A 23,978-nucleotide genomic window follows, 5' to 3' on the forward strand; every position below is an offset into this window, starting at 1 on the left:
CATGAGCATCGAAACCAACGACGCCACCATCCCGTTCACCGCCATCGACCCCGCCTTGCACCTGGAGTACCTCTACGGCCCGCAGTGGGCGGCGGTGCTGCGGATCGTGGAGCGGGCCGCGCAGTTGACCGCCGAGGAGCGGGAGCGGATGAACGCGGAGGCCGGTAAGCGCATGCAGGACAGCATGAGCGCGTTCACCGGCGGCGCGGAAGGGCTGGGCGGGCTGTTGTCCAGCTTCGGGCAGCCGGCGGTGGATCCGCAGCCGCTGCGGATCGCGAGCGAAACGGCCAAGGAATTCGGGCGATCCCGCAATGTGCAAGTGGCGGGATTGATTGCCGGGCAAGCGGTCTCGGCGACCCCGTCGACCGGCGGCGAATTGGCGGGGCTGCTGCAGTCGCTGGGTTCGATCGGCACGCTGACCGCGGTCAGTCAGGCCGTGACGGCGGCGGTGCTGGGCGACCTGGTCGGTCGTGGCCGCTACACGCAGGAGGTCCACGACGCCCTGATGCAGCCGTGGACCGCGGCCATCTCCTGAATCCCTCTCTCGCAGTGAGGAGTACGCCATGATCGAGACTCGATTCAGCTCCACGGGTGTGGTCGATCCGCTCGGCGGTCTGCTCGATATGCGTTCGGCCCCTGTGGCTTACGGCTACTACGAGCAGAACGCGGCGGAGACCGAGGTCCGCGAGCGCTGTCACCGGCCGCGACGGGGCCCGGTGGGCTGGTGGAATCGGCATCGTGGCATGCGGTTCGGCGTTGCTCTGGCGCTGGCCGCGAATCTGGGATTCCTGCCCGCCGTGCAGGATGCCGTGCTGACGGGGTTGTCCCATGTCGCGTAGCACGGGACGGCAGGTGGCGACGGTCATCGTTGGTTGCGCGATGACCGTCGCCGCCCTGGCCGGTTGTTCGGGTCCGGCGGCCGAAAAGCCCGCCGCCGACCCGGATACCGCCGACTGCGCCTCCGGCGGCCGGGTGATCGGCGGCCTGCAGGACACCTTCCGGTCGCTGTCGACGCAATTGAACGGCATCGGACCGGCCTCCGAACGCGGTGACCTGGGCGAAGTCGAGCAGCGGGTGCGGGAGGCGGCACGCCTGTCGGCGCTCGTCGACACGAATCTGGACACCGCGGCGGGTACGATGACCGAGCCGCTGCCCCGGCGGGCCTTCACGGCCGTCGCCGCTGCCGGAGCGGCGCTGCACGACGCTTTGACGCAACTCGCCCAGGCCGTCGACGGGTCGAGTCCGCCGCAGCAGTCGGTCGATTCGGTCCAACGGTCACTGCACGCGCTCGACACATCGGTGGAGGGTATGCGGTTGTCCTGTTCCACGGTTTTCGCCGATTCCACGGTCGCGCCGACGAGTCCGGTCGCACCGTCCACTGCGGCCGCGCCGGTCGCGGGTCCCGGATTGCGCCGGTAGGCGCGATTGCGGGCGCCGGGCACGCTGCCGACCGATCCCTCCGACACCGGCGGGCCGGACGGCCGCGCCGTCTTCGCCGCCCGCCTGACCGCGCTGTTCGCGGCGGCGGGCGCACCCCCGGTGAAGCAGGTGATCCGCACCGCCAATACCCGGCTGCGTCCCGGCTGCACCCCGATCACCGCGCAGCGCATCAGTGACTGGCGGCGCGGCAATCGCACCCCCGCCACCTTCGACGCCGTCGTCCCGGTGCTGGAGGTCTTGATCCGCGAGGCCAGGCGACAGCCGCCGCCCGCCGACCCGACCCTGCTGGATCCGCGCCACTGGCAGGCGGATTGGCAGGCGGCGAAGGCGGCCAAGGAGACCGTGGACAGCGGTCGCGCACCGTATCGCGGCATCGGGGCGTTTCGCCCCGAGGATGCCGACCTGTTCTTCGGGCGCGCGGCGGCGACGCAACGCCTGTGGGATCTGATCGAAGCGGCCGAAGCCGGAACCGATCCCGCGATCGTCGTGCTGCTCGGCGGGCGCGGCGTCGGGAAATCGTCGCTCCTGGCCGCCGGCGTGCGGGCCGAACCGCGGGGACGGGTGCCGGTGCTGGTCACCCCCGGCGCGGATCTGGGCGCGACCCTCGCCGAGGCCGGACCGGGGCCCCGAATCCTGCTGGTGGACAAGGCGCGCAGGCTGTTCACCCGATGTGCGCCGGAGGTCGCCGATCGCTTCCTGACCGAACTCGCGGAGCTGGCCCGCCCGGACGCCGAACCACGCACCAGCGTCGTCCTGGTCTGTGACAGTGGATTTCTCACCGATCTCAGGACGCATCCGGTCACCGCCGACGCCCTGCGCAAGCCGTCCATGCTGTTGGAGCCGATGACGGATGCCGAACTGCGCGAGGCGATCACCCGGCCCGCCGCCGTCACGGGACTGAAGGTCGAGGACAGCCTCCTGGAGGTGCTGCTGGCGGATATGGCCTTCTTCGATCCGCACAGTCCGCTGCGGCTGCCCATGTTCTCCCACATCCTGTTCGAGACGTGGCAGCATCGACACGGGCGCACCCTCACCCTCGACGCCTACCGCGAAACCGGTGGTATGCGAGCGGCTTTCGCGAACGGCTGCGAGATCCTCTGGGCTCGCCTCGGGGAACGCGAGCAGACCGCCGTGCGCCACATCCTCATCGCCCTGACGTTCATCGGCCCGACGTCCACCCAGCGCGACCGCCTGTCCCCGGACGTCCTCATCGACGAGGCCGAGGACCCCGACATCACCCGGGCCGTCATCGCCTGGTTGATCCGCAACCAGGTCCTGGTTCGGCACAAGGACCGCGTCGAGCTGGTTCACGACCTGCTGCTGACCGCCTGGCCCCGGATGAGCGAATGGATCAGCGAGGAACGGGAATTCGCCGCGCTGCGGCCCCATATCGAGGCCGACGCGCGCGAATGGTCGCGACAGCAGCGGCCCACCAGACTGCTCTACTCGCGCACCCGGCTCGAAGATGCGAATACCTGGTTGCACCGCACCGGCACCCCGAACCGGCTGGCCCGGGAGTTCCTGTCCGCGTCCACGATTCGGCATCGCCGCCGGGTACACCGCCGCCGCGCCTGGCAGGCCGGGATCGCGGCGCTGACCGTGCTGGCGGTGGTGCTGGCGGCCGCCGTCCTGGTGAGTCGGGCCTCGGTGGCCGAGGAGCGCCGCGGCGCGTGGCTGGGTGAGATCATCGGCGCGTCCCAGCGGCTCGAGGACATCGATCCGGGTCTGTCGGCGCAGCTGGCGCTGGCCGGGTACCGGATGAACCGGGAGGACCCGGCCGCTCGCGCGAGACTGCTGGCGGCGCAAAGCCTTTCGCTGGATATCAGTTCCGCCGAAGCGCACGCCGGGCCGGTGCTCGCTCTGGCCGCCGCGCCCGCCCGCAAGCTCGCGGCCAGCGGTGGCGGCGACGGGACGATCCGGCTCTGGGATCTGGCGGACGCGCGCGCGATCACCGCGGTCGGGGCACCGCTCACCGGCCACCGCGACCGGGTGGAGGCGGTCGCCTTCGACAGCTCGGAGAACACGCTGGCCAGTGCGAGCCGGGACGGCACGATCCGGTTGTGGGATCTCACCCACGCCCACGCTCCGCGGCCGGTGGGCAGCTTCGAACTGGGCGCACCGGCGACCGCCGTCCGCTACCTGCCCGGCGATCACACCCTGCTCACGGCGGATGCCACCGGAACCCTGTCGACGCTCGATGTGTCCGCGCCGCAAGCCATTCGACGAGTGAGCGCCACCGCCGCGCATACCGGCGCGATCCACGCGGTAGCACTCGCCAGCGATCCGGTACCGCACGGCGACATCATCGACGACCCTGCCGAGCCCGCGCTCGCCGAAACCCCTCCCGCGCAGGCGGATCCCGCACAGCCCGGCCCGCCCGGCACCGGTCCCGACGCACCGGGCGGCAAACCCGCACCGGCTGCCGCTGATCCGGCACCGGTCTTGATGGCGAGCGCGGGCGAGGACAGGGCGGTGCGGCTCTGGTCCGCCACTGCCGACGGCGCGATCACGGCTGTCGGGACGGGGCTGGCGGTGGCGGGCCGGGTCGGGGCGCTCGTGCTGGGAGCCAACGGACTGCTGGCGGCCGGAACCGCCGACGGCGCACTGCTCACCTGGGACGTCCGTGAACCCGCCACGCCACGCGTGATCGAGAAGGAGCACGAGCGGCGCGTTCCCATCCTCGGACTGGCCTTCGCGCACGACGGTGGCGCGCTGGTGGCGGCCGAATCCGATGGGGCGCTGCGGGTGTGGGACACCCGCGAACCGGGGCGGGTGCTGCCGACCGGACTGGTCATCCAGGGCGGTGCCGGATCCATGGGCCCGCTCGCCCTGATCTCCGATACCCGTTCGGTCACCGCGGGCGCGGACGGGCATGTGGTGGTCTGGCACACGCCACTGGTGCACGTGCCGATGCTGTTCGGCGGCGGCCTGACCGACGCCGCCCTCACCCCCGACGGCGGACTGCTGGCGGCCGGACTGCGCGACGGCCGGGTGCAGTTGTGGCAGGTCGACGATCCGCGACGCTCACGGCCACTCGGCGAAGCGCCCGGCGGGCCACAGGATCGTGTCGGCGTGCGCGTGGCGTTGCGCCCGGACGGCGAAGTCCTGGCCACCGGCGGCGAAACTCGTTCCACCCCAAGCACTCACGCCGACGGAGGTAGGTCCGCGTCCGCCGGGGGCCAAGCGAATCCTGGGGTGGAAGACCACGCTGGGGTGGGAGGCGATGCTGCGGGCGGAGACGGTCCTGGGGCCGGAGATGGCGCTGGCGGCGGGGTGCGGTTGTGGGATGTGCGTGATCGCGCGCATCCGCATCTGTTCGGGTCGCCGCTGCCCGGAAGTGCCGGGGATGTTCTGGTTTTCGGCCCGCGCGGTGATCGGCTGATCGGCGGGGGCGCGGATGGCATGCTGCAGGTGTGGGATGTCGCGGATCCGGCGGCTCCGCGACGGCGCGGGGCGGTGCTGGCGGGCTCGGATCGCGAATTACGGACGGCGGCGGTCGCGCCGTCGGGCACGGTGGTGGCGGCCGCCGACGATCTGGCCCGGATTCATCTGTGGGACTTGGCCGATCCTGAGCATCCCGTGCATCGGACGGTGGACGCGGGCGGCGCGAACGTGGAGGTGCTGCGGTTCACCCCGGATGGCGAGTGTCTGTTCGCCGGCGACGATACCGGGATGATCCGGGCCTGGCGGGTCGCCGATCCGGTCCGCCCGGCCGCGTCGATTCGAGCGCACATCGGGGCGGTGCGCACACTGGCCCTGGATCAGGCCGGGCGGCGGCTGGCCTCCGGCGGCGACGACCGCACCGCCCGGCTGTGGAATATCGGTGCCGGGGACGAACTTTCGGCCGCGAGCGCGCCGCTCTCGGCGCCGGTGGGCTGGAACTGGTTCGTGTTCCTGCCACCGCGCGACGAGTCACGGGTGCTCGCGGTCGGCGATCAGACCTCCGTGCTGTGGTTCGCCGATCCGGAGACGGTGGCGGTGCGGTTGTGCGCGGCCACCGGTGAACGGATCGGTGAAGCCTTGTGGCGGCAGATGTTTCAGGACACCGTGCCCTTCGTCCGCTCCTGCCCGTAGCGGGTGGCGACCAGGTGCTGCTGGCCGAAGGTCCACGCGTTCTGGGTGACGAAGTAGATCAGGATGGCGATCGGCATGACCGGGCCGAAGAGCAGGGCACCGGCGGGGAACGCCCACTGCGACAACATGTTCATGATCCGCGCCTGACTCGCCGCGGCCCCCTCGGCGGGCGGGGTCTGCCGGGCGATGGCCGCGCGAGCGGTGAAGTGGGTGGCGACCGCGGCGATGATCATGAGCGGAATCGCCACGGCGGCAACGGCGGCGGTATTCGATCCCGCGTGGGTGAGGGTGTCGGCCAGCGGTGCGCCGAAGAGTTTCGCGTTCAGGAACGACTGCACCTGACCGGACCCGAACACATAATTCTCGGTGTGGCCGGGCTGGAAGGACCGCAGTACGTGGTAGAGCCCGATGAAGACCATCGTCTGCCCGATGATCGGCAGGAACCCGGTGAGCACATTGACCCCGGCCTCCTTCTGCAACTCCTGGATCGCCAGGGCTTGCTTCTCGCGGTCACCGGCGTGCTTGCGTTTGATCTCCTGCACCTGCGGCTGCATCTCGGTCAGCGCGCGGGAGAACTTCAACTGCGCCATGAACGGCTTGAACAGCAGTGCCCGCAGGGTCATGACCAGGAATACGATGGCCAGCACCCAGGCCAGGCCGCTGGAGGCGCCGAGGATCGACGCGAAGGCGGTGTGCCACAGCCACAGGACGGCGGACACGGGGTAGTAGATGAAATCGAGCATGGGAATACCTCGCTGCGCAGCGCCCGCTCAGGCTGCGGGCGAAGGGAATTCGGGACGGCGAAGAACCCGACCATGCGCACGACCGCGATCGGTCGCACACGAAAGGTCAGGCAGCGAGGATTCCTGGGGCGCGCGGGCGCGGACGGCCCGCGGCGTCGGGGTGGCTCTGCCGCCGGAAGCTGCCCCGGCGACGCATGGCGGCCGATTCCGCCGGACCGCCGGAGGTGGCGGCCGACACCAGCGGCCCGCGGGCGGACAACAGCGCCGCGGTCACGGCGACCAGCGCGGCGGCACCGAGCACGATCAGCGAATTCGGACTGGCAGCGCCCAGATACAACACGGCCCACACGGACACCACGAGCGCGCACACCAACAGCGCCGTAGAACGAATCCGCATGACCATGCGCCCGACCTTACCCGCGTTCCGATCACCCGGCACCGTGTGTTCCCCGCCACTGCCACCCGACCGCGCCCCCGCGGGTGACCGCGGGGGCGCGAGGATCCGGTGTGGCGGCGGGCCGGTTGTTCGGCGGCGAGCCGCTCGATTACTCGCTGACGGTGCGCTTGATGATCATGGGCTCGGCCAGAATGCCCTCCAGCACTCCGGCGATGTGCTGGAAGTGCTCGGTGGTGAAGTGCTTTTCGAGGGCGTCGGCGTCCTGCCATTCCTCCACCACGACCATGTGCGCCGGGTCGTTCGGGTTGACGAAGGGCTGGTAGGAGATGGCGCCGGGTTCGGCCAGGGACGGCTCGATCATGGCTTCCAGGGCGGTGCGCAGGCGGTCTTCCTGGCCGGCGGTGGCGCGCAGTTCGGCGACGACGTGCAGGGTCATGATGATGCTCCTCGAATGATCTCAGTGGTCGGAATATCAGGGGGTCGAACAGTATTCGGAGTGGCTGGCAGCGGCCGGTCAGCGACCGACAGGGCCCTCGCCCGCGCCGGTGGCCCGCAGGGCGGCGGCGATGGCGTCCAGGTCGGCGGTGGTCAATTCCAGTGCGGCGGCATCGATCCAGCCGTCGACCTGCTCCGGGCTGCGCGCTCCGACAATGGCACCGGTGACGCCCGGCCAGGTCAGGGTCCAGGCGATGGCTACCGAGGACACCGAGGTGTCATGCGCCGCCGCGATCGGCCGCAGCGCCTCCACCAGCGCCAGGTTGCGGTCGAGTTCGGTGGTGAACTCCGGGAAACCCTTGCGCCAGTCGTCCTCCGGCAGCGCGGCGACGCGCTCGGCGGAGAAGGTTCCGGTCAACAGGCCGGAGTGCTGCGGCTGATAGATGATGCCACCGGTGTGATGGGCTGCCGCCCAAGCCAATTCGTCGGCCGACTGCCGCTTGAGCAGCGAGAACTGCGGCTGGACGGCGTCGACGTGGGCGATGGCTTCGGCGATCTCCAGTTGCGCCACATCGTGATTCGACAGTCCGATGGCGCGCACCTTGCCCTCCTGCACCAGGTCTGCCATGGTCTGCCAGTATTCGGTGAGCGGGGTGGCGAGGGCGGGGTCGACGCCGTCGGGGTCCGCGAAGTCCAGCGAGGCACCGGTATCGGGCCAGTGCACCTGGTAGAGATCGATCCGCTCGAGGTCCAGCCGGCGCAGCGAATCCTCCACCTCACGGCGGACGCTGGCGGGGGCCATGATCCGCTTGGGCGCGGCGGCACGGTCATTGTCGTCCCACACCAGTCCGGCCTTGGTGAAGACGAACGGCCGGTCGGCCTCGGGCAGCCCGGCGATGGCCTTGCCGACCACCTCTTCGGAGTGGCCGAGCCCGTAGACGGCGGCGGTGTCGATCCAGTTCACCCCGGCCTCGACGGCCTTGCGGATGGTGGCGATGGAATTGGCGTCGTCCTGCTCACCCCAGGTGTAGCGCCAGCCTGCGCCGCCGATCGCCCAGGCGCCGAATCCGATCCGGCTGATGCGCATGTCGGTGGTGCCGAGCTGTGCGGTGGGAAGGGAGGTCATCGTGTGCTCCTCGTCTATTTTCGCCGTCCGTTACGGCGTTGAGCACTACATTCGCCGGTCGCGAGGCGGGTAAACAGTGCGGCGTCTGCCTGGGCACGGCATGACCAGGGATGGATTCGGCGGCGAGCGTGTTGACTGGGGACATGACCTTGGATCGTCGCGCCGAACTCGGTGAATTCCTACGCTCCCGCCGTGCCCGGCTCAGCCCGCACGAGGTGGGCCTGGTCGATCACGGCGCGCGCCGCCGGGTTCCGGGCCTGCGCCGCGAGGAACTGGCCCTGCTGGCCGGCGTCAGCGTGGATCATTACGTGCGCCTGGAACAGGGCCGCAGCCTGCAGTTCTCGGAGTCGGTGCTGGACGCGGTGGCGCGGGCGCTGCGCCTGAATCAGGTTGAGCGCGACCACTTCTACCGTCTGGCCCGCCCTTGGTCGGGCGACGAGCCACCCGCGGTCCAGGAGGTACGCCCCGGCCTGCGCCGCCTGCTCGACACCGCCCACGACGTCCCCGCCTACATCGTCGGCCGCGGTGTCAGCGTCCTGGCCTGGAACCGGCTCGCCGCCGCCCTGATCACCGACTTCGGCGCGCTACCCCCGGAGGAACGCAACCTGGCCCGCCTGGTCTTCCTCGACGACGGCATGCGCGACCTCTACGAGGACTGGCCCGCCAAGGCCGCCGACGTGGTCGCCTACCTCCGCCTCGACGCCGCCCGCAACCCCGGCGACTGCGAAATCGCCACCCTCATAGACGATCTGAACACCCACAGCCCCGACTTCGCCCGCCTGTGGGACCTGCACGAGATCAAAGACAAAACCCACGGCCACTACATCTACCGCCACCCGATCGTCGGCCGCATCGAACTCGGCTTCGAAACCTTCCGCCTCCCCGACGACCCCGACCAGGCCCTGGTCGCCCACCATGTGGAGCCGGACTCCCCCAGCGCCGACGCCCTTCGCTTGCTGGGCTCCCTGGCCACCGCCGAACTCCGCTGAACCTCAGCGTTTTCCACCACTCGGGCTTCCCCTCCGCGAAACGACGAGGGCCGCACCGGAATTCCGGTGCGGCCCTCGTCGCATGACGAATTACTTGGTGTCGCTGTCGATCTGGAGGCTGCCGCCGCCGGCGTCGATGACGCGGGTGGCCACCGACTTGCTGCCACCGTTCTTGGTCTGCAGCGAATCCAGCACGATGTCGACCGAACCGTCGGTGTTCACCGTGCCGCCGCCATTGGCGCCGCGGATGCTGGAGTACTTCAGGACCGGGTTCTGGGTCCAATACATCTGGAACGCTTGCTGATTGCCGTAGACCTGTTGGGCAGCCGGGGTCAACAGCTTCCAGGCGTCGGCGTAGCGGGTGTAGGTGACGTCGTCCCAGAAGGACGACACCGCGTCGACAGCCGCGTCGAAGCTGACCGTGCCGGCGCTCTTGGTCTGGCCCAGGCCCGACGGAGCGCCCTTGGTGACACCCGCCGAGGTCGTGGCCTTGGCCGCGCTGGAGTTACCGCCGGATCCCGAGTCGTTGTTCGAGCCGGAGTTGCCGAGCAGCCCGAAGACGATGCCACCCGCCACCACCGCGGCGACGACCAACGCGATCCACAGCCACTTCTTCGAGCCGCCGCGCTCGTCATCGTCGTAGTAATCAGGTTCCTGCACAGGATGATTGCGCGTCGGCGGCCCGCCGTTCATGGACGGACGCGGCGGCGGGGTCTCCAGCAGCTGCGCCTGGCTCATGGCGCCGGTCGGAATATCGGCATTGGCTGAGGACCGCCGATCCATCTGCCGGGCCTGACGCGGTGCGTTGCGCGGGGATGCGGCCGGGGGCGGCGTGGCCGGACCCGAGCGGCGCGCGGCCATCACCCGGGTAGCTTCCGCGTCGGGGCCGAGTTCGGCGAATTCGGCCATGATGTCGCGCACGTCGAGCATGCTCGGCCGGTCCTCCGGCTCGAAGCTGAGCAGCGACAGCAGCAGATCCGAGAGCGGTCCCGCATTACGCGGTTCGCTGATCTGACCGTTGGCGGCCGCGTACAGCAGCGCCAGCGGATTCGGATTGGTGCCGTACGGCGGTTCGCCCTCGAGCGCGTGGAAGAGGGTGGCGCCCAACGCGAATACGTCCGCGGCCGGAGTCGGCTCGGCGCCACGCGCTACCTCGGGGGCGAGGTAGGCGGCGGTGCCGGAGATGAGACCGGTGGCCGTGAGCGTGACATCACCCTTGGACTTGGCGATGCCGAAGTCGGTGATCTTCACCGCCCCGTTGTCGCCGAGCAGGATGTTGCCCGGCTTGACGTCGCGGTGCACGATCCCGGCGCGATGCGCGGCGATGAGCGCGCTTGCCACGTGTTCGCCGATGCGGGCGACCTGCGGCAGTGGCAGTGTGCCCGAGGCGGACAGCACCACCGCGAGGCTCTGCGAGGGCAGATATTCCATGACCAAGCACGGGTCGCCCTCGTGCTCGGTGATGTCGAACACGACGATGGCGTTCGGATGCTGGAAGCGGGCGGCGTTGCGAGCCTCACGGGCCGCGCGTTGCCGGACGATGTCCTTGTCCGCGTCGGACAGGCTCGGCTGCGTGATGATCTGTTTGACCGCCACGGACCGTTCGAGCCGTTGGTCCACGGCTCGCCAGACGACACCTGTGCCGCCGCTACCAATCCGTTCGACCAGGCGGTAGTGCCCTGCGATCACTTGGCCGGTTTCGATGGCACTACTCCGTGGTTCTCCGAGACGACTGTTTGACTGCGCGGTTGCCCGCGCGTTTCCCCGCACGAGTGTAGCGGGCAATGGGCGGATCGCCGACGTCAGCGTGAGATATGAGCGAGATCTCGGTGAGATCTGCGCCGCACCTGAGCAACAGCTGCGTGTCCGGATACCGGAAATCCCTGGTCGGAGTGCATCTATGACGAGGCATAGACCAAACGGTTTGGTGTGTGTTTGCTCCCGCACAGCGACGGGGTTCAGCAACTTTTCATGAAATCCGCCCCTGCGCGGCCAACGGCCACTCGGCCCGCAGCAGTTGCTCGACGTCGGCTGCGTCGAGATCGACATCGAAGATCTCCGCGAGCACCTTGGGCAGCTCGGCCACCTCCAGCTCGCGAATCTCCTGCACGCCGTCGGGGTAGCTGGTGGTCCAGGTGGTGCCGTCCAGCTGGTGATGGACATCGGCATGGAAGCGCTGCACGAACGGCCGCATGGTGAACGGGGACCGGGTCGAGGTGGAGACGAAGTGGTTGCCGACCGCGAAATCCACGCGATATTGCGGCGTGGTGGCGAAGGTGTGGCGGTCCACGAAGCCGTCGGCGCCGAACTGGTAGAGCTTCCACAGCTCGCCGCCGACCGCGTCGAGCGTCCGCTCCAATCTGAAACGCCATGCGCCCACATTGAATTCGCCGCGATCGGCGATCAGCTCGACCGGCTCCAGCGGACCCCAGCCGAAACCCACGTCGCACAACCAGATCCGATCGTCGGCCCGCACCCGCAACAACGCGTGCGTGGCCGGGCGCAGATTCGTCGCACCCCGGGTGACGCGGCCGGACATGGCGGTGAACTCGAAACCCAACCGCTCCAGCGCCGCGGCGAACAGGGCCACGTTCTCGTAGCAGTAGCCACCGCGTCGCCGCCGGATCATCTTGTCCTGCAGCGATTCCAGATCCAGAGGGACGCCGCGGCCCAGGATCACCTCCAGATTCTCGAACGGAATCGAGGTGTTGTGGGCGCGGACCAGCTCGCGCAGCGTGGCCAGGGTGGGCGTGCGCGCACCGGTGAAACCGATCCGGTCCAGGTAGGCGTCGAGGTCGAGTTCCTCGCCCAGCCAGGTGTAGGTGGGGTCCGCCGGTGTCGTCATCGCTGCCTTCCTGTGGGGGCCTTGTCGCGATGATCAACTTACGGCGGCGCGAAAGTGTTCCGGGACAGTCAGCGGGCCGCGCCCGCCAGGGCGGCCAGTCCCTCCCGATAGGTGGGATAGGCGGGCTGCCAGCCCAGTTCGGTCCGCGCCTTGGCATTGGAGACCCGGATGGACAGATCCAGCATCTGGGCGGCGGCCAACGGCGAGGCCATGCGCACCAGGCGCGGCGGCAGCCGGCGGGGCGGGCGCGCGCCGATCGCCTGCGCCATGGCGTCGAACATCGCGCCCCAGGTGACCGGCTCGTCGTCGACGATGTTGTAGGCCTGGCCGGGCACCCCGCGTTCGAGGGCGGCGACGGTCGCGGCGGCGGCATCCTCGATGTGGACGAAACCGATGTGCCCGGTGACGGTATTGGGCAGCGGCAGGATCCCGTGCCGCAGCGCCCGCACGAACGTGTCCGACGCGCCGGGGCCGTAGAACAGGCCGTAGCGCAAGGCGATTCCGTCGATACCGGGTGCACGCCAGGCGGCGGCTTCGGCCTCGTGCAGCGCGCCGATGACAGCGTCGTTGACGTCGCCGGGGATGCGCCCGAAGGGTTCGGCCTCGGTGACCGGGTTCGGGCCGTGATCACGCATCCCGTAGCCGAGAATCAGCGACTGGGTGAGATAGCGGCGCGCGCCGGTCCGCTCGGCCAGCTCGACCAGATGTTTGCTGCCGACCTCGCGTAAGGCGTTGGTGCGCAACAGTCCCGGCGCGTGATAGTGCGTCGGCGGGGAATGCCGGTAGGCGGTGAGCTGGTGCACCACCGCGTCGGCGGTCAGCCGCTCGGTGGCACGCAGCAGGTCCGAGCGGTCCATCACATTCGCGACCAGCGGGGTCGCGCCGAGGGAGCGGGCGGTCTCCGCGCCGCGTCCGCCCCGGGTCAGCGCGTACACCTGATGTCCCGACTTGCGCAGGGCGGTGACCAGCGGTCGTCCGATCGCCCCTGTCGCCCCGGCCACCACGACCTTCATTGCGCCACTCCTCGTCTCACCGCGCCGCGTGCTTCAGGAAACACTGCCCCGCAGCCTAATGTCTGAGACGGGACCAGGCAGGGGGTGGACACCGGTCGCGGCGGAACCTAGCGTTGATTCATGATCGCGCTGCTGGACCGGCTGCGGCTGTTCACTATTCGCGAGTTCACCACGCACTGGGGGCGGACCGTAGCGTCGATCGTCGTACTCACCGTGTGCTCGGCCTTCCTGGTGGCCGTCATCGGCATCTCCGGCTCGCTCACCGGGTCGGTGACGCGGCTGGCGGCCGGGCTGTCGGGCAATGCGGCACTGGAGATCTCGGGGGTCAGTGATGCCGGGTTCCCGCAGCAGGTGCGCGTCGACGTGGCCGCGGTGCCGGGGGTGGCGGCGGCCGTGCCCATGCTGCGCGCCAGTGCCGGACCGGATGCGGATCGGCTACTGGTGCTGGGGGTCGACGCGTCGAGCGCGGCGCTGGGCAGCGATCTGAAGGGTGCGGTGGCGGGCAGTGAGATGGCGGATCTGCTCGCCGTGCCGAACGGTGTACTGGCCGGGCCCGCAACGGGATTCGCCAAGGGGCAGCGGGTGCAGTTCGGGCCGCGTGCGGTGACCGTGGCCGCCGTGCTCTCGGGTGAGCGGTTGTCCGGGCTCAACGGCGGCCACTATCTGGTCGCCCCGCTACCGGTGGCGCAGCAGCTCACCGGGCGGGTCGGGCAACTCGATTCGGTGCTGATCGTCGCGAAACCGAATACCGATATCGCGCAATTGAAGTCGGCGGTCACGGCGGTGGTGGCCGGGCGGGCGCTGGTCGACACCCCGGCCGCGCGGGCAGCGCAGAGCAACAATGGCGTGGTCATGGTGCGGTTCATCGCGTCCATGGGCGCGGGCCTGGCGTTCGTGGTGTCGGCGTTCCTGATCTACAACACCATGAGCATGGCGCTGGCCGGGCGGCGGCCGGTGATCTCCATGCTGCGGGCCATCGGGGCGCGGCGGCAGACCATCGTGCGGGACGTGATCGCGGAGGCCGTGACGCTAGGACTGCTCGGCGGGCTGCTGGGGGCGGTGCTGGGAGTGTTCGTCGGCCGGTACGCGATCGGCCTGCTGCCCGGCGCGTTCACGCAGATGATGGATGCGCGGCTGCAATACATCCTGCCCGGCTACGCGATTCCGGTGGCGATCGCGGCGGCGACACTGACCAATGTGGCCGCCTCGGCGGTGGCGGCACGGCAGGTGTACCGGGTGTCGCCGGTCGAGGCGCTGGCCCCGGTCGGGGTGTCCCGCGCCGACGTGGTGTCGCGACGGCTGCGGGTCGCGGGCGCGGTGACGGGGCTGGGGCTGGCCGTCGTCGCGGTAATCATCCAGCGGGCGCATCTGGGTCTGTTCGCCGCGGCCGCACTGGGTTTCGCGTTCGCGGCGGAGATCCTGCTGGCCTTCGCCCTGGCCGGGCCGATCGTGCGGGCAGCGGGCGGTGTGGCGCGGCGGCTCGGTCCGGCCGGGGTGCTGGCCGGGGTGAACATCGACCGCGCGTCACGACGGGTCTGGGCGACGCTCATGACGGTGACCATCGCGGTCGGCATGACGATCACCATCACCGGCGCGAACGCGGACGCAACCCGTTCGGCCCGTGACACTTTCGCCTCCCTCGCCGACTGCGACGCCTGGGTCAGCATGTCCGCCGAGGACATGACTCCCACCACGCTGCTGCCCGACGAGGTGGTGCGCCGCGTCGAAGCCGTCCCCGGCATCGGCCGCATCGTCCAGGGGCAGATGGCGTTCGCGACCGTGGCGGGCACGAAAGCCGTTGTCTACGGTGTGGATCCCGGCAGCGACTATTCCCTGTTCCAGGCGATCGACGCCGACACCCAGCGTCGTGTGGCCGCGGGCGACGGCATCGTCCTGTCCCGGGATCTCGCCCGCTCCCTGCATGTTTCGCGCGGCGACGAACTCGCCATGCAAACCCCCGGCGGTGAGAAGCGCACCCGCGTGCTGGCGACGGTCTCCTACTTCTCCGCCCTCGGCGGCACCGCCGCCATGAGCCTCACCCTCATGCGCGACTGGTTCGCCCGCCCCGGCTCCACCACCCTGCAAATCGACGCCGCCCCCGGAGTGGACCGCCACCAACTGATCTCGGCGATCCAAGCCGCCATCCCACCCGAAATCCACGTCTACTCCGGCCCCGCCGCCCTCGACGGCGTCAGCCGAGCCATGCAGGAGGGCCTGGTCCTCTCCCGAGTCATGCTGGTCATCGTGGCCTTCATCGCCGCCATGGCCCTGCTCAACACCTTGACGCTCGCCCTCCTGGAACGCCGCCGAGAACTGGGCATCCTCCGAGCAGTCGGCTCCAGCCGCCGCTTCGCCCTCCGCATGGTCCTCGCCGAAGCCGCCGCCATCGGCCTCATCGGCGCGGCCCTGGGCGTAGCCCTGGGCCTCACCGACCAGTTCTTCTATTCCCTCCTGGCCACCGACACCCTCGGCATCGACGTCCACTTCCGCCCCGGCCCCGCCCTACTCGTATTCACCACCGCCGCACTGGCTCTGAGCCTCCTCGGCTCCATCCCCCCAGCCATGCGAGCCGCTCGCCTGAACATCGTCGACGCGGTCAGCATCGACTAGCCCCCCATTCAGCAGCCGAACTCCACACCTTTACTCGATGACGCGGGGTCGGAGCCGGACAGCCGATGCAGGCAGCCGAACGGAACAATCCCGCCGTCGCTGATCCGAACCCCGGTATTCACAGCCGGATCGACACAGGTCAACCCGTCTGCTTCCAACCTGCAGCTGTAGTCACCGAAATCAACGCGGCTGCCATAGGGCAACACCGGCCCCAGACCCCACCCAACGCGAATGCCACCGGCCAAGCTACCGATACTCGCTGTAGTGGATCGATAGTCGATCCAGCCGGATTCCCAGTTTCCCTGTCCGACAACAGGTCGCGGCGGCGGATCCAACAGGCGAACATCACAGAAGACCAAGCCGCCCTCGGTATCACACGCCATCTTCCCGGACGGGCTCGTGAACGAGACCACCCCCTTGGTCGCGTCGGGATCGGGGTCTCCGGGATACGACGGCCGATACTTCTCCTGATCAACCGGCGCCCCCGCCTTCACCCAATCCACCAACGCCGACAACGATTCCCCCGGTGGAACTTCGACAGAACTGACCGCAGTCGTCGTCGACACCGCAGCCGACCTACTCGTCGTCGCCGGTCCAACCGATTCACCCGAACACCCCGTGACCACCAACGCCAATGCAGCCAAAGCCATTACCCGCACGGCAGAACCCTAATGCAGTCAATACGGAATTTGCCCGGTGCCGGGCTATTGGTTTGTGAGTTCGGCTTCGGCCCGAGTCAGCCAACGGCGATACCACTGAGCGAAGTCGTAGAGGAGGCCGGTCGAATGCTTTGGATGGTAGGCGATCTCGTCGTGTAGCTCCCAATAGGCATCTTCAGCGGTGGTTCGAGAGTCCAGGCGTGCCCGCCGGAGCCGGCCGCCCCGAAAACCTCGTTCGCGCCCGGCATCAGAGCAAGCCTGGCAAGCCTGGCGGGGACATCGGACCAATTACATGTGGGCACAGAGCCATTCTGTGCCGTAGTGGGCGGCGTTGCCGCCGTCGAGGTGGACCCAGTGGCCGTCGCCTTCGCAGGGGTCGCCTTCGGTGTGGCTGGGGCCGGGGGCGGGGGGCGGGGTGGGGATTACGCCGGGGAGGCCTCGGAAGAGGCCGTCGGGGAGGGGGATGGAGATGCCGGGGAAGGGTTGCCAGGTGTCGGCGGAGGCGGTGGCGGTGGTGAGGAGGGGGGCCACGAGGGCGGTGGTTACCGCTGCGGTGAGTAGGGCTGCGCGGTGCTTCATGGGGTCCTCCTGTGGAGACGGGTTGGAAACTGGTGTGGGAACACCTCGTCTATATGTAGCTGTGCGGTAGCTGTTAGGTGTTGATGACCGGGATCACATCGGATCAGGCTGCGCACTTGGCGTTCGGCGGGGCTGGTGGGGCCGTGTCCACGCCGGCGGCGATGTCGATGTAGTAGTCGGAGTTGCCGGCCAACGGTTCGGTGCCGAGGAGGAGGCGTTGGACCGCACAGCCGGATTCGAAGAAGACGGGGTTGATGCCGTGGTCGCCGGGGACGATGTTGCCCTGCAGGTCTCGGCCGGTGACCACCGTGTAGAGGGAGGTGGGTTTGCCGGCGAGGGTCAGGGCGGATCGCATTTCCAGCGAGGAGCTGTAGGGGACCAACGGGTCGGCGGTGCCGTGCAACAGGATGGTGTGGCGGACGCCGACGCGGTTGGCCATCAGGACCGGCGAACGGTCGATGTATGCCTGCGGGCAGGTGAAGGGGGTGCAGTTGCCCGCGTCGCGTTCGATTTCGCCGCGAATGGTGCGGCCCGCGAGGTCGGCCTCGAACCAGGCGGTGACGTCACCCGCGTGACCGAAGGTGTCCACCCAGTAGTCGTAGGTGCCCGGAGGCGCGTAGATGGCGGCCAGGCCGCTGGTGACTCCGCCTTGGCTCCAACCCCACAGGACGGTCGGGCCGAGGCCCGGGTGTTCGGCGCGGTACCACTGGGTGGCGGCGACGGTGTCACGCCAGCCCGCCCACACATTCCACTCCCCCGTGCGCCAGGTACTCGCGTCGGAGCGCTGATCCATGGTGACCAGGGCCGCGCCCGTGGCGCGCACGATCGAGGCCATGTAGTCGGGGAAGTCGCTCGCGCTGCCGTCATGGCCGTGCACCGCGACGATGAGAGCCCGTGCGCCGCCCTCGGGTTCGTACACCCGGCCGGTGGCGGCCTCCCCGTCCACGGTGAGCGTCACCGGGCGGATGGACACGCCGTTCGAGGGCACCGACGCGCCCTCCGGGGCCGCGTTCGAAACCGCCGGTGCCGCAATCATCGTCGCCGCGAGCAGGCCCGCGACCGTCAAGATCACCCGTGCTCTTCGTCTGCGACCACCCACGTTCGGCATCGTCGCACGTGGCGGACGCCCGGCCGGGTACCCACGCCGCAACGGGTTCACACACCGACCACCACGTGAATCCGAGTGTCGGAGGCTAGGATTCGCCCATGCGTTCGATGGATGCCGCGGAGCGGCGGGCTCGACTGGGAATCCGGCACCGGCTGGCCGCCGAGGCCCGCGCCGGGGCGGTCGAGCAGATCGTGGAGTCGGTGGTCGCATTGCACGCCACCGACCCGGCCACCGTTTTCCTGTCGGTCGCGGCACGCGGGGTGGGCATCGAGCCGGGTCATCTGGAGCAGGCGCTCTACGACGATCGAACCGTGCTGCGGCTACTGGCCATGCGCCGCACCATGTTCGTCGCGCCCCTGGATCTGGTGCCGATCCTGCAGTCCGCGATCGCGGACGGGCTGGCGCACAAGCAGCGCAAGAACTACGGCCGCTACCTGGAGCAGCAGAATGTGGTGGAAGGCAATCTGCTCGCCTGGTGGAACGACGTCGAACGGGAGACCCACGCCGCACTGCTGGCCCGCGGCTCCGCGACGGGCGCGCAACTGAGCAAGGAGGTGCCGCGCCTGCGCACCCAGGTGGACACCGCGCCGGGCAAGCCGTACTCCAAGCCGACCAACATCACCACCTGGATCCTGGTGGCGCTCGGTTGCGAGGGCCGGATCGTGCGCGGACGCCCCAATGGCAGTTGGGCCAGCAGCCAATACACCTGGGCCCCCGTCGAATCCTGGATCCCGGAAGGGATTTCGCCGCCGCCGCTCGAGGAGGCCCGCGCCGAGCTGATCCGGAAGTGGTTGCGCGCCTTCGGCCCCGCGCCGATCAGCGATATCAAATGGTGGACGGGCTGGACGCTGGGCGAGGTCCGCAAGACCCTCGCCCTGGTGGATACGGCCGAAGTGGATCTCGGCGGTGAGACCGGCCTGGTGCTGGCCGACGACCTGGAACCCACGCCCGCGCCCGAACCGTGGGCGGCACTGCTACCCGCCCTCGACCCCACGCCGATGGGCTGGCAGTCGCGCGAGTGGTATCTCGGCCCGCATCAGCCCGCCCTGTTCGACCGTAATGGCAATATCGGCCCGACCATCTGGTGGAACGGCCGCATTGTCGGCGGCTGGGCGCAGCGGCCGGACGGGGAGATCGTCCGGCGGCTGCTCGAGGATGTGGGCTCCGCGGCCGAAAAGGCCATCGACGCCGAAGCCGAACGGATGCACGCCTTCTACGGCGAGGTGCGCGCCATCCCCCGCTTCCGCACACCGCTGGAGCGTGAGCTCACCGCCTGATCCATGCACTGCATCCCGCCCTCGTCTCGGTGCGCGAACACTCTGTGTGGTTGCTGTGCACGAGTATTCGGAGAATTTCTGCGACCCTGGCGGGCGGTAGGGGTGTTACTGTCGGATTTGTTGTTCGCACGATCCGAACTCGGACTTGGGGAGGTCCACGGGTTCGGCGAGTTTTCGGAGTGTGTCATGGCGTTCTCGAATCGGCTGGTCTCCCCGGCATCCACCCCCACCGATCCCGGCACCGGCCCCGAGTCCGCACACCCCGATTCGACGGGTCTGCCACTCGCGCCCGAATGTGAGGCGTGGGGCGAGACATTCCGCGATGCCGCGATCGGCATGTGCGCGGTGCTCTCGGCGACCGACGGCCGCATCGATCCGGCGGCGCGCATGCGGGTCGCGCAGATGGCCGGCGCGCACGATGTGCTGCGCCGGCTGTCCACCGACGCACTGCGAAATCTGTTCGAGGACAATTGCGCCCGGCTCATCATGGATCCGGCGTTCGGGCACGCGTACGCGATGGCGCAGATCGCCAAGGCGACCGAATATCCCGAGCAGGCGCACGCGGTGGTGCGGATCGGTCTGCTGGTCGGGCGAATCGACGGCGAACTCGACGCCCACGCGATGACGGTGATTCGCGAGGCTTGTCAAGTATTGCACTTGGACCCACACGAATTCGGTGTGTAAAGGCCTCTGGCTTTTGCTGGACAGTGACTGGCCGCGTGCCGCATTCTTGGGACGTTTGATGCCTAGCGAGGAGATTCACTCTGCATGGCGATTCAAGGGTTCCTCAATATTCTGCTCGACACCGTCCACCCGAATCGGGGCTGGCGTTACTGCGCCTGGTGCGAAGGCACCGGCTGCGCGGGCTACACCCCGAACGGGTCGGCGATTCTCTGCACCGGTTGCAGCGGCGTCGGCTGGCTGGTCGACGCGCCGGTCTACCGGCGCTGAGCAGGCGATTCGTCCCCGGCCGAGTGGCACGCCGAGGACGAATCGCACAGCTCACATATCGAGTCCGAGATCCAGCACCCGGACCGAATGCGTGAGCGCGCCGACGGACAGATAATCCACGCCGGTGCCCGCGTAATCGGCCGCCATATCCAGCGAAAGTCCGCCCGAGGACTCGAGTTTGGTGCCCGGCGACCGAGTATTGCGGCGCTGCACGGCCGCCTGCGTGGCCCACAGCGGGAAGTTGTCCAGCAGTACGAGTTCGACGTCTTCGCCGAGCACGGCATCGAGCTGTTCGAGGTTGTCCACCTCGACCTCGCACTCGATGTCGGGGTTCAGCTCGCGCACCGCACGCAAGGCGGCAACCACCGAGCCCGCGGCCACCACGTGGTTGTCTTTGATCAACGCGGCATCACCGAGACCCATGCGGTGATTCACCCCGCCGCCGGCCCGCACCGCGTACTTCTGCAGCGCCCGCAGCCCCGGAAGGGTCTTACGGCTGTCCCGGATCCGGCAATCCGTACCCGCCACCGCATCGGCCCACTGCGAGGTCGCCGTGGCGATACCGGACAAGTGGCACACCAGATTCAGCATGGTGCGCTCGGCGGTGAGCAGCCCGCGCGTCGGCGCGACCAGACTCAGCACCTTGTCCCCCGGCTGCACGCGGGTTCCGTCGGCGACCCGGGCGGTCACCTCGTAATTGCCCGCCCCGATCACCTCGTCGAGCACCAACAGCCCGACGTCCAACCCGGCGATCGTCCCCGGCTGCCGGGAAGCCATGTCCGCCTTGGCGACCGCGTCTGCGGGCACCGTGGCCGTGGTGGTGATATCGGGCCCGTACCGCAGATCCTCCTCGAGGGCGGTACGGATCAGCGCGACCACCGCGTCACGGTCTAGTCCGGCATCGAGAGTCATGACTGCACTCCTTGTTCTCTGACTTGTCTTTGCCTTACGAAGCGGCGGGCACGACGGCCCGCCCCCACGACGGCGCGGGTTCGAAGCCGTCGCTCACCAGCTTCGGTCGTCCATCCGAGCCGAGCCGTACCGCGGTGCTGCGCCGCAAATCCTCCTGCGGCTCCGGGCAATCCGAGCGGGTGTGGCAGCCGCGGGTCTCGGTGCGGGCCGCCGCCGCGACGAGCAGCGCACGTGCGGTGAGGGTGAGCGCCGAATCTTCCAGCTCGCGAACGATGGCCGCCGCCGAATCCGACCACGCGCCAGCTTCGTTCACGGGCTCGGGGTCGGTTGTCGGGCGGTTCAGTGCCCATTCGACGGTGATGTCCGGGGCGGCGTTGTCGGCGATGAGGCCGACCATGCGCAGGATGGCGGTCCGCAGGCCGTCACCGTCGCGGACGACGGCGGCGTGTTCGGTCATCAGTTCCTGCAACAGTTTTCGGTCCGCGCGGGGGAAACGCAGGGGGCCGACCTCGGTGATCGGGGCCGACATGCCCTGGCGTTCGGCGGCCACCACACCGACGCGTTCGCCGACCACCAGGCCTTCCAGGAGGCTGTTGGAGGCGAGGCGGTTCGCGCCGTGCAGGCCCGTGCGAGCCACTTCACCCGCGGCATAGAGGCCGGGGACGGTGGTGCGGCCCGAGGGGTCGGTGCGAATGCCGCCGCACTGGTAGTGCGCCGCGGGGGCGACCGGGATCAGGTCGACGGTGGGGTCGATCCCGGCGGCCAGGCAGGAGGCGGTGATAGTCGGGAAGCGTTGCGGGAAACCGTCGATCGCGCGACCGTCGAGGTAGACATGGTCGGTGCCGAGTTCGCTCATGCGGGCGGCGATGGCACGCGAGACCACATCGCGCGGGGCCAGGTCGCCACGGGGGTGCACGCCCGCCGTCACCGAATTGCCTTCGGAGTCCACGAGAATCGCGCCCTCGCCACGCACGGCCTCGCTGATCAGCGGGCGACGGCCGAGGCCGCCGGGCGTGAACAGCACGGTCGGGTGGAACTGCAGGAATTCGAGATCGGAGACCAGCGCCCCGGCCCGCAGCGCCAGCGCGATGCCGTCGGCGGTGGCCCCGGCGGGGTTGGTGCTGCACGCGTAGAGCTGGCCGAGACCGCCCGTGGCCAGCAGCACGGCGGGTGCGTGGACGATGCCGAATCCCTGCTCGGACACGGCGATCACGCCGCGCACGCCCTCGGGTCCGGTCACGATGTCGAGCACCGCGGCCCCGAAGATCACCGGGAGTCCGGCGGCGTTGAGCGCGCGCTGCACTTCCGCGCCGGTGGCGTCACCGCCCGCGTGGATGATGCGCCGCGTGCTGTGCCCGCCCTCACGGGTACGGGACACCTCACCGTCGCGGCCGTGGTCGAAGACCGCGCCGAGATCGGTGAGCGCCGCGACCGCGTGCTGCCCACCCTCGACGATGGAGCGCACGGCGTCGGCGTCACACAATCCGGCCCCGGCGATGACCGTGTCCTGGACGTGGGATTCCACCGAATCCCCGTGCGGCGCAACAACCGCGATGCCGCCCTGCGCGTATTGGGTGGAGGTGTCGGTGGGGCCGCCCTTGCTGAGGGTCAGGACCCGCAGCCCACGGCGGGAGGCGGTGCGGGCGGCGGTCAGACCCGCCACCCCGCCGCCGACGACGACCAGGTCGGCCGTCGCCTCCCAGGTGATCGAAATCGATGTATTCACCATTGTTCATCCCTCCCCTGACGGGGGAAGACGGAAGCTATTCGCCGCCGCCGGGGTTGCCGATCTCGATCATGCGCTGCACCGAATTGCGGGCCAGGGCAGCGGTTTCGAGATCGACGTGGACCTCGTCGCGGTTCTCCACCAGGCAGCGGAGCAGGGCGGCGGGCGTGATCATCTTCATGTACTGGCAGGAGGCGCGGTCGTTGACGGCCTGGAAGTCGATGCCGGGGGCGGCTTTCCGCAGCTGGTGCAGCATGCCGACCTCGGTGGCGACCAGGACCTGGTTCGACTTGGCCGCCTTGGCGGCGTCGATCATGCCGCCGGTGGACAGGATGTGCACCCGGTCGGCCGGGAATTCACCCGCGCCCGCCAGGTAGAGCGCCGAAGTGGCGCAACCGCATTCGGGGTGCACGAACAGTTCCGCGTCCGGGTGGGTGCGGGCCTGCTCGTTGAGCTCGTCACCGTTGATGCCCGCGTGCACGTGGCATTCGCCCATCCAGATGTGCATGTTCTCGCGGCCGGTGATGCGCTTGACGTGCGCGCCCAGGAACTGGTCCGGCAGGAACAACACCTCGCGATCCGGGTCGATCGAGGCGACCACGTCGACCGCATTGGAGGACGTGCAGCAGATGTCGGTCAGCGCCTTCACCGCGGCGGTGGTGTTCACGTAGGAGACCACCACGGCGTCCGGGAACTCGGCCTTCCAGGCGCGCAGATCCTCGGCGGTGATGGAGTCGGCCAGCGAACAGCCCGCGCGCTGGTCCGGGATCAGCACGGTCTTCTCGGGGCTGAGGATCTTCGCGGTCTCGGCCATGAAGTGCACGCCGCAGAACACGATGGTGTCCTCGGGGGCCTCTGCCGCGATGCGGGACAGGGCCAGGGAGTCGCCCACGTGATCCGCGATGTCCTGGATCTCGGGCAGCTGATAGTTGTGCGCCAGGATCGTGGCATTGCGCTCGCGCGCCAGCCGCTTGATCTCGGCAGCCCATTCGGGGGAGGCGTCCACGCCGGTGAATCCCGACGGACCGTCCGCGATGCGTTCGGTCAGCGTCAGTGTCGCGCCCGTTGCTGCAGCCATGGGATGGCTCCTTCTC

22 protein-coding genes are annotated in these 23,978 nt (G+C 69.3%); 9 read left to right on the forward strand and 13 right to left on the reverse strand.

Features of this window, described 5'->3' with window-relative positions:
* Position 1 precedes the first annotated feature (1 nt).
* From ACFXHA_RS40420 to ACFXHA_RS40435, 4 genes are read left to right on the forward strand one after another with little or no spacing between them, the layout of a single operon-like run.
* Positions 2-535 (forward strand): hypothetical protein, encoded by a 534-nt coding sequence (locus ACFXHA_RS40420; protein WP_379365841.1) that lies wholly within the window; start codon positions 2-4, stop codon positions 533-535.
* 28 nt (positions 536-563) lie between these two features.
* A complete protein-coding gene (locus tag ACFXHA_RS40425; protein ID WP_379365843.1) occupies positions 564-839 on the forward strand; it encodes a hypothetical protein in 276 nt (91 codons plus the stop codon).
* Positions 829-1,419, forward strand: a complete 591-nt coding sequence (locus tag ACFXHA_RS40430; protein WP_379365845.1) for a hypothetical protein — start codon at positions 829-831, stop codon at positions 1,417-1,419. Before ACFXHA_RS40425 ends, ACFXHA_RS40430 begins: the two co-directional genes overlap by 11 nt.
* A 6-nt stretch (positions 1,420-1,425) precedes the next feature.
* Positions 1,426-5,514 carry a hypothetical protein gene (locus ACFXHA_RS40435; protein WP_379365847.1) on the forward strand — a complete coding sequence of 1,363 codons (4,089 nt, stop codon included), beginning with the start codon at positions 1,426-1,428 and terminating at the stop codon, positions 5,512-5,514.
* Here the strand turns inward: ACFXHA_RS40435 and yidC are convergent.
* The 4 genes from yidC to ACFXHA_RS40455 form a co-directional block, all read right to left on the reverse strand.
* Complete coding sequence (gene yidC / locus ACFXHA_RS40440) at positions 5,478-6,257, reverse strand: membrane protein insertase YidC (protein WP_379365849.1); 780 nt, start codon at positions 6,255-6,257, stop codon at positions 5,478-5,480. The two genes, ACFXHA_RS40435 and yidC, sit on opposite strands and share 37 nt — an antisense overlap.
* Before the next feature lie 106 nt (positions 6,258-6,363).
* The gene (locus tag ACFXHA_RS40445) at positions 6,364-6,660 is read right to left on the reverse strand and encodes a DUF6412 domain-containing protein (RefSeq protein ID WP_379365851.1); all 297 of its coding nucleotides are present in this window, start codon (positions 6,658-6,660) and stop codon (positions 6,364-6,366) included.
* 142 nt (positions 6,661-6,802) lie between these two features.
* Positions 6,803-7,090 carry a putative quinol monooxygenase gene (locus tag ACFXHA_RS40450; RefSeq protein ID WP_379365853.1) on the reverse strand — a complete coding sequence of 96 codons (288 nt, stop codon included), beginning with the start codon at positions 7,088-7,090 and terminating at the stop codon, positions 6,803-6,805.
* Between the two features lie 78 nt (positions 7,091-7,168).
* Positions 7,169-8,215 (reverse strand): aldo/keto reductase, encoded by a 1,047-nt coding sequence (locus ACFXHA_RS40455; RefSeq protein WP_379365855.1) that lies wholly within the window; start codon positions 8,213-8,215, stop codon positions 7,169-7,171.
* A 143-nt stretch (positions 8,216-8,358) separates the two neighbouring features.
* Here ACFXHA_RS40455 and ACFXHA_RS40460 point away from each other — a divergent pair, with 143 nt between their 5' ends.
* Positions 8,359-9,204 (forward strand): helix-turn-helix transcriptional regulator, encoded by an 846-nt coding sequence (locus ACFXHA_RS40460; protein ID WP_379365857.1) that lies wholly within the window; start codon positions 8,359-8,361, stop codon positions 9,202-9,204.
* Between the two features lie 90 nt (positions 9,205-9,294).
* Here ACFXHA_RS40460 and ACFXHA_RS40465 read toward each other — a convergent pair whose 3' ends face one another.
* From ACFXHA_RS40465 to ACFXHA_RS40475, 3 genes are all read right to left on the reverse strand, one after another.
* Positions 9,295-10,893, reverse strand: a complete 1,599-nt coding sequence (locus ACFXHA_RS40465; protein WP_379365859.1) for a protein kinase — start codon at positions 10,891-10,893, stop codon at positions 9,295-9,297.
* A 280-nt stretch (positions 10,894-11,173) separates the two neighbouring features.
* Positions 11,174-12,049 (reverse strand): arylamine N-acetyltransferase, encoded by an 876-nt coding sequence (locus ACFXHA_RS40470; protein ID WP_379365861.1) that lies wholly within the window; start codon positions 12,047-12,049, stop codon positions 11,174-11,176.
* A gap of 68 nt (positions 12,050-12,117) precedes the next feature.
* On the reverse strand, positions 12,118-13,062 hold the full coding sequence (locus tag ACFXHA_RS40475; RefSeq protein ID WP_379365863.1) for an NAD-dependent epimerase/dehydratase family protein: 945 nt from the start codon (positions 13,060-13,062) through the stop codon (positions 12,118-12,120).
* Positions 13,063-13,182: 120 nt separating this feature from the next.
* Between ACFXHA_RS40475 and ACFXHA_RS40480 the strand changes: the two genes are divergently transcribed.
* Positions 13,183-15,672 (forward strand): FtsX-like permease family protein, encoded by a 2,490-nt coding sequence (locus tag ACFXHA_RS40480; RefSeq protein ID WP_379365865.1) that lies wholly within the window; start codon positions 13,183-13,185, stop codon positions 15,670-15,672.
* Positions 15,673-15,680: 8 nt separating this feature from the next.
* Here ACFXHA_RS40480 and ACFXHA_RS40485 read toward each other — a convergent pair whose 3' ends face one another.
* The 3 genes from ACFXHA_RS40485 to ACFXHA_RS40495 all read right to left on the reverse strand — a co-directional run bounded on the left by ACFXHA_RS40485 (position 15,681) and on the right by ACFXHA_RS40495 (position 17,982).
* A complete protein-coding gene (locus ACFXHA_RS40485) occupies positions 15,681-16,238 on the reverse strand; it encodes a hypothetical protein (RefSeq protein ID WP_379365867.1) in 558 nt (185 codons plus the stop codon).
* Between the two features lie 381 nt (positions 16,239-16,619).
* Entirely contained in the window at positions 16,620-16,910 is a 291-nt protein-coding gene (locus ACFXHA_RS40490) for a hypothetical protein (protein ID WP_379365869.1), read from the reverse strand.
* A gap of 103 nt (positions 16,911-17,013) precedes the next feature.
* Positions 17,014-17,982 (reverse strand): alpha/beta hydrolase family protein, encoded by a 969-nt coding sequence (locus ACFXHA_RS40495; protein ID WP_379365871.1) that lies wholly within the window; start codon positions 17,980-17,982, stop codon positions 17,014-17,016.
* A gap of 134 nt (positions 17,983-18,116) precedes the next feature.
* On the opposite strand from ACFXHA_RS40495, the gene ACFXHA_RS40500 reads away from it, so the two are divergent.
* The 3 genes from ACFXHA_RS40500 to ACFXHA_RS40510 all read left to right on the forward strand — a co-directional run bounded on the left by ACFXHA_RS40500 (position 18,117) and on the right by ACFXHA_RS40510 (position 20,246).
* Positions 18,117-19,295: a winged helix DNA-binding domain-containing protein gene (locus ACFXHA_RS40500; protein WP_379365873.1), complete on the forward strand. Its 1,179-nt coding sequence runs from the start codon at positions 18,117-18,119 to the stop codon at positions 19,293-19,295.
* Positions 19,296-19,481: 186 nt separating this feature from the next.
* Positions 19,482-19,979 carry a tellurite resistance TerB family protein gene (locus tag ACFXHA_RS40505; protein ID WP_379365875.1) on the forward strand — a complete coding sequence of 166 codons (498 nt, stop codon included), beginning with the start codon at positions 19,482-19,484 and terminating at the stop codon, positions 19,977-19,979.
* A gap of 84 nt (positions 19,980-20,063) precedes the next feature.
* Positions 20,064-20,246: a hypothetical protein gene (locus ACFXHA_RS40510; protein ID WP_379365877.1), complete on the forward strand. Its 183-nt coding sequence runs from the start codon at positions 20,064-20,066 to the stop codon at positions 20,244-20,246.
* A 51-nt stretch (positions 20,247-20,297) separates the two neighbouring features.
* On the opposite strand, the gene nadC is transcribed toward ACFXHA_RS40510, so the two are convergent.
* Genes nadC through nadA form a run of 3 tightly spaced genes read right to left on the reverse strand, consistent with a single transcriptional unit; the run spans position 20,298 to position 23,962 of the window.
* Positions 20,298-21,158 carry a carboxylating nicotinate-nucleotide diphosphorylase gene (gene nadC / locus ACFXHA_RS40515; protein WP_379365879.1) on the reverse strand — a complete coding sequence of 287 codons (861 nt, stop codon included), beginning with the start codon at positions 21,156-21,158 and terminating at the stop codon, positions 20,298-20,300.
* Between the two features lie 34 nt (positions 21,159-21,192).
* Positions 21,193-22,887: an L-aspartate oxidase gene (locus tag ACFXHA_RS40520; RefSeq protein WP_379365881.1), complete on the reverse strand. Its 1,695-nt coding sequence runs from the start codon at positions 22,885-22,887 to the stop codon at positions 21,193-21,195.
* A gap of 34 nt (positions 22,888-22,921) precedes the next feature.
* The gene (nadA, locus tag ACFXHA_RS40525; RefSeq protein WP_379365883.1) at positions 22,922-23,962 is read right to left on the reverse strand and encodes a quinolinate synthase NadA; all 1,041 of its coding nucleotides are present in this window, start codon (positions 23,960-23,962) and stop codon (positions 22,922-22,924) included.
* Positions 23,963-23,978 lie beyond the last annotated feature (16 nt).

It is taken from the genome of Nocardia sp. NPDC059240 (genome assembly GCF_042753865.1).
Taxonomy (GTDB): Bacteria; Actinomycetota; Actinomycetes; order Mycobacteriales; family Mycobacteriaceae; genus Nocardia.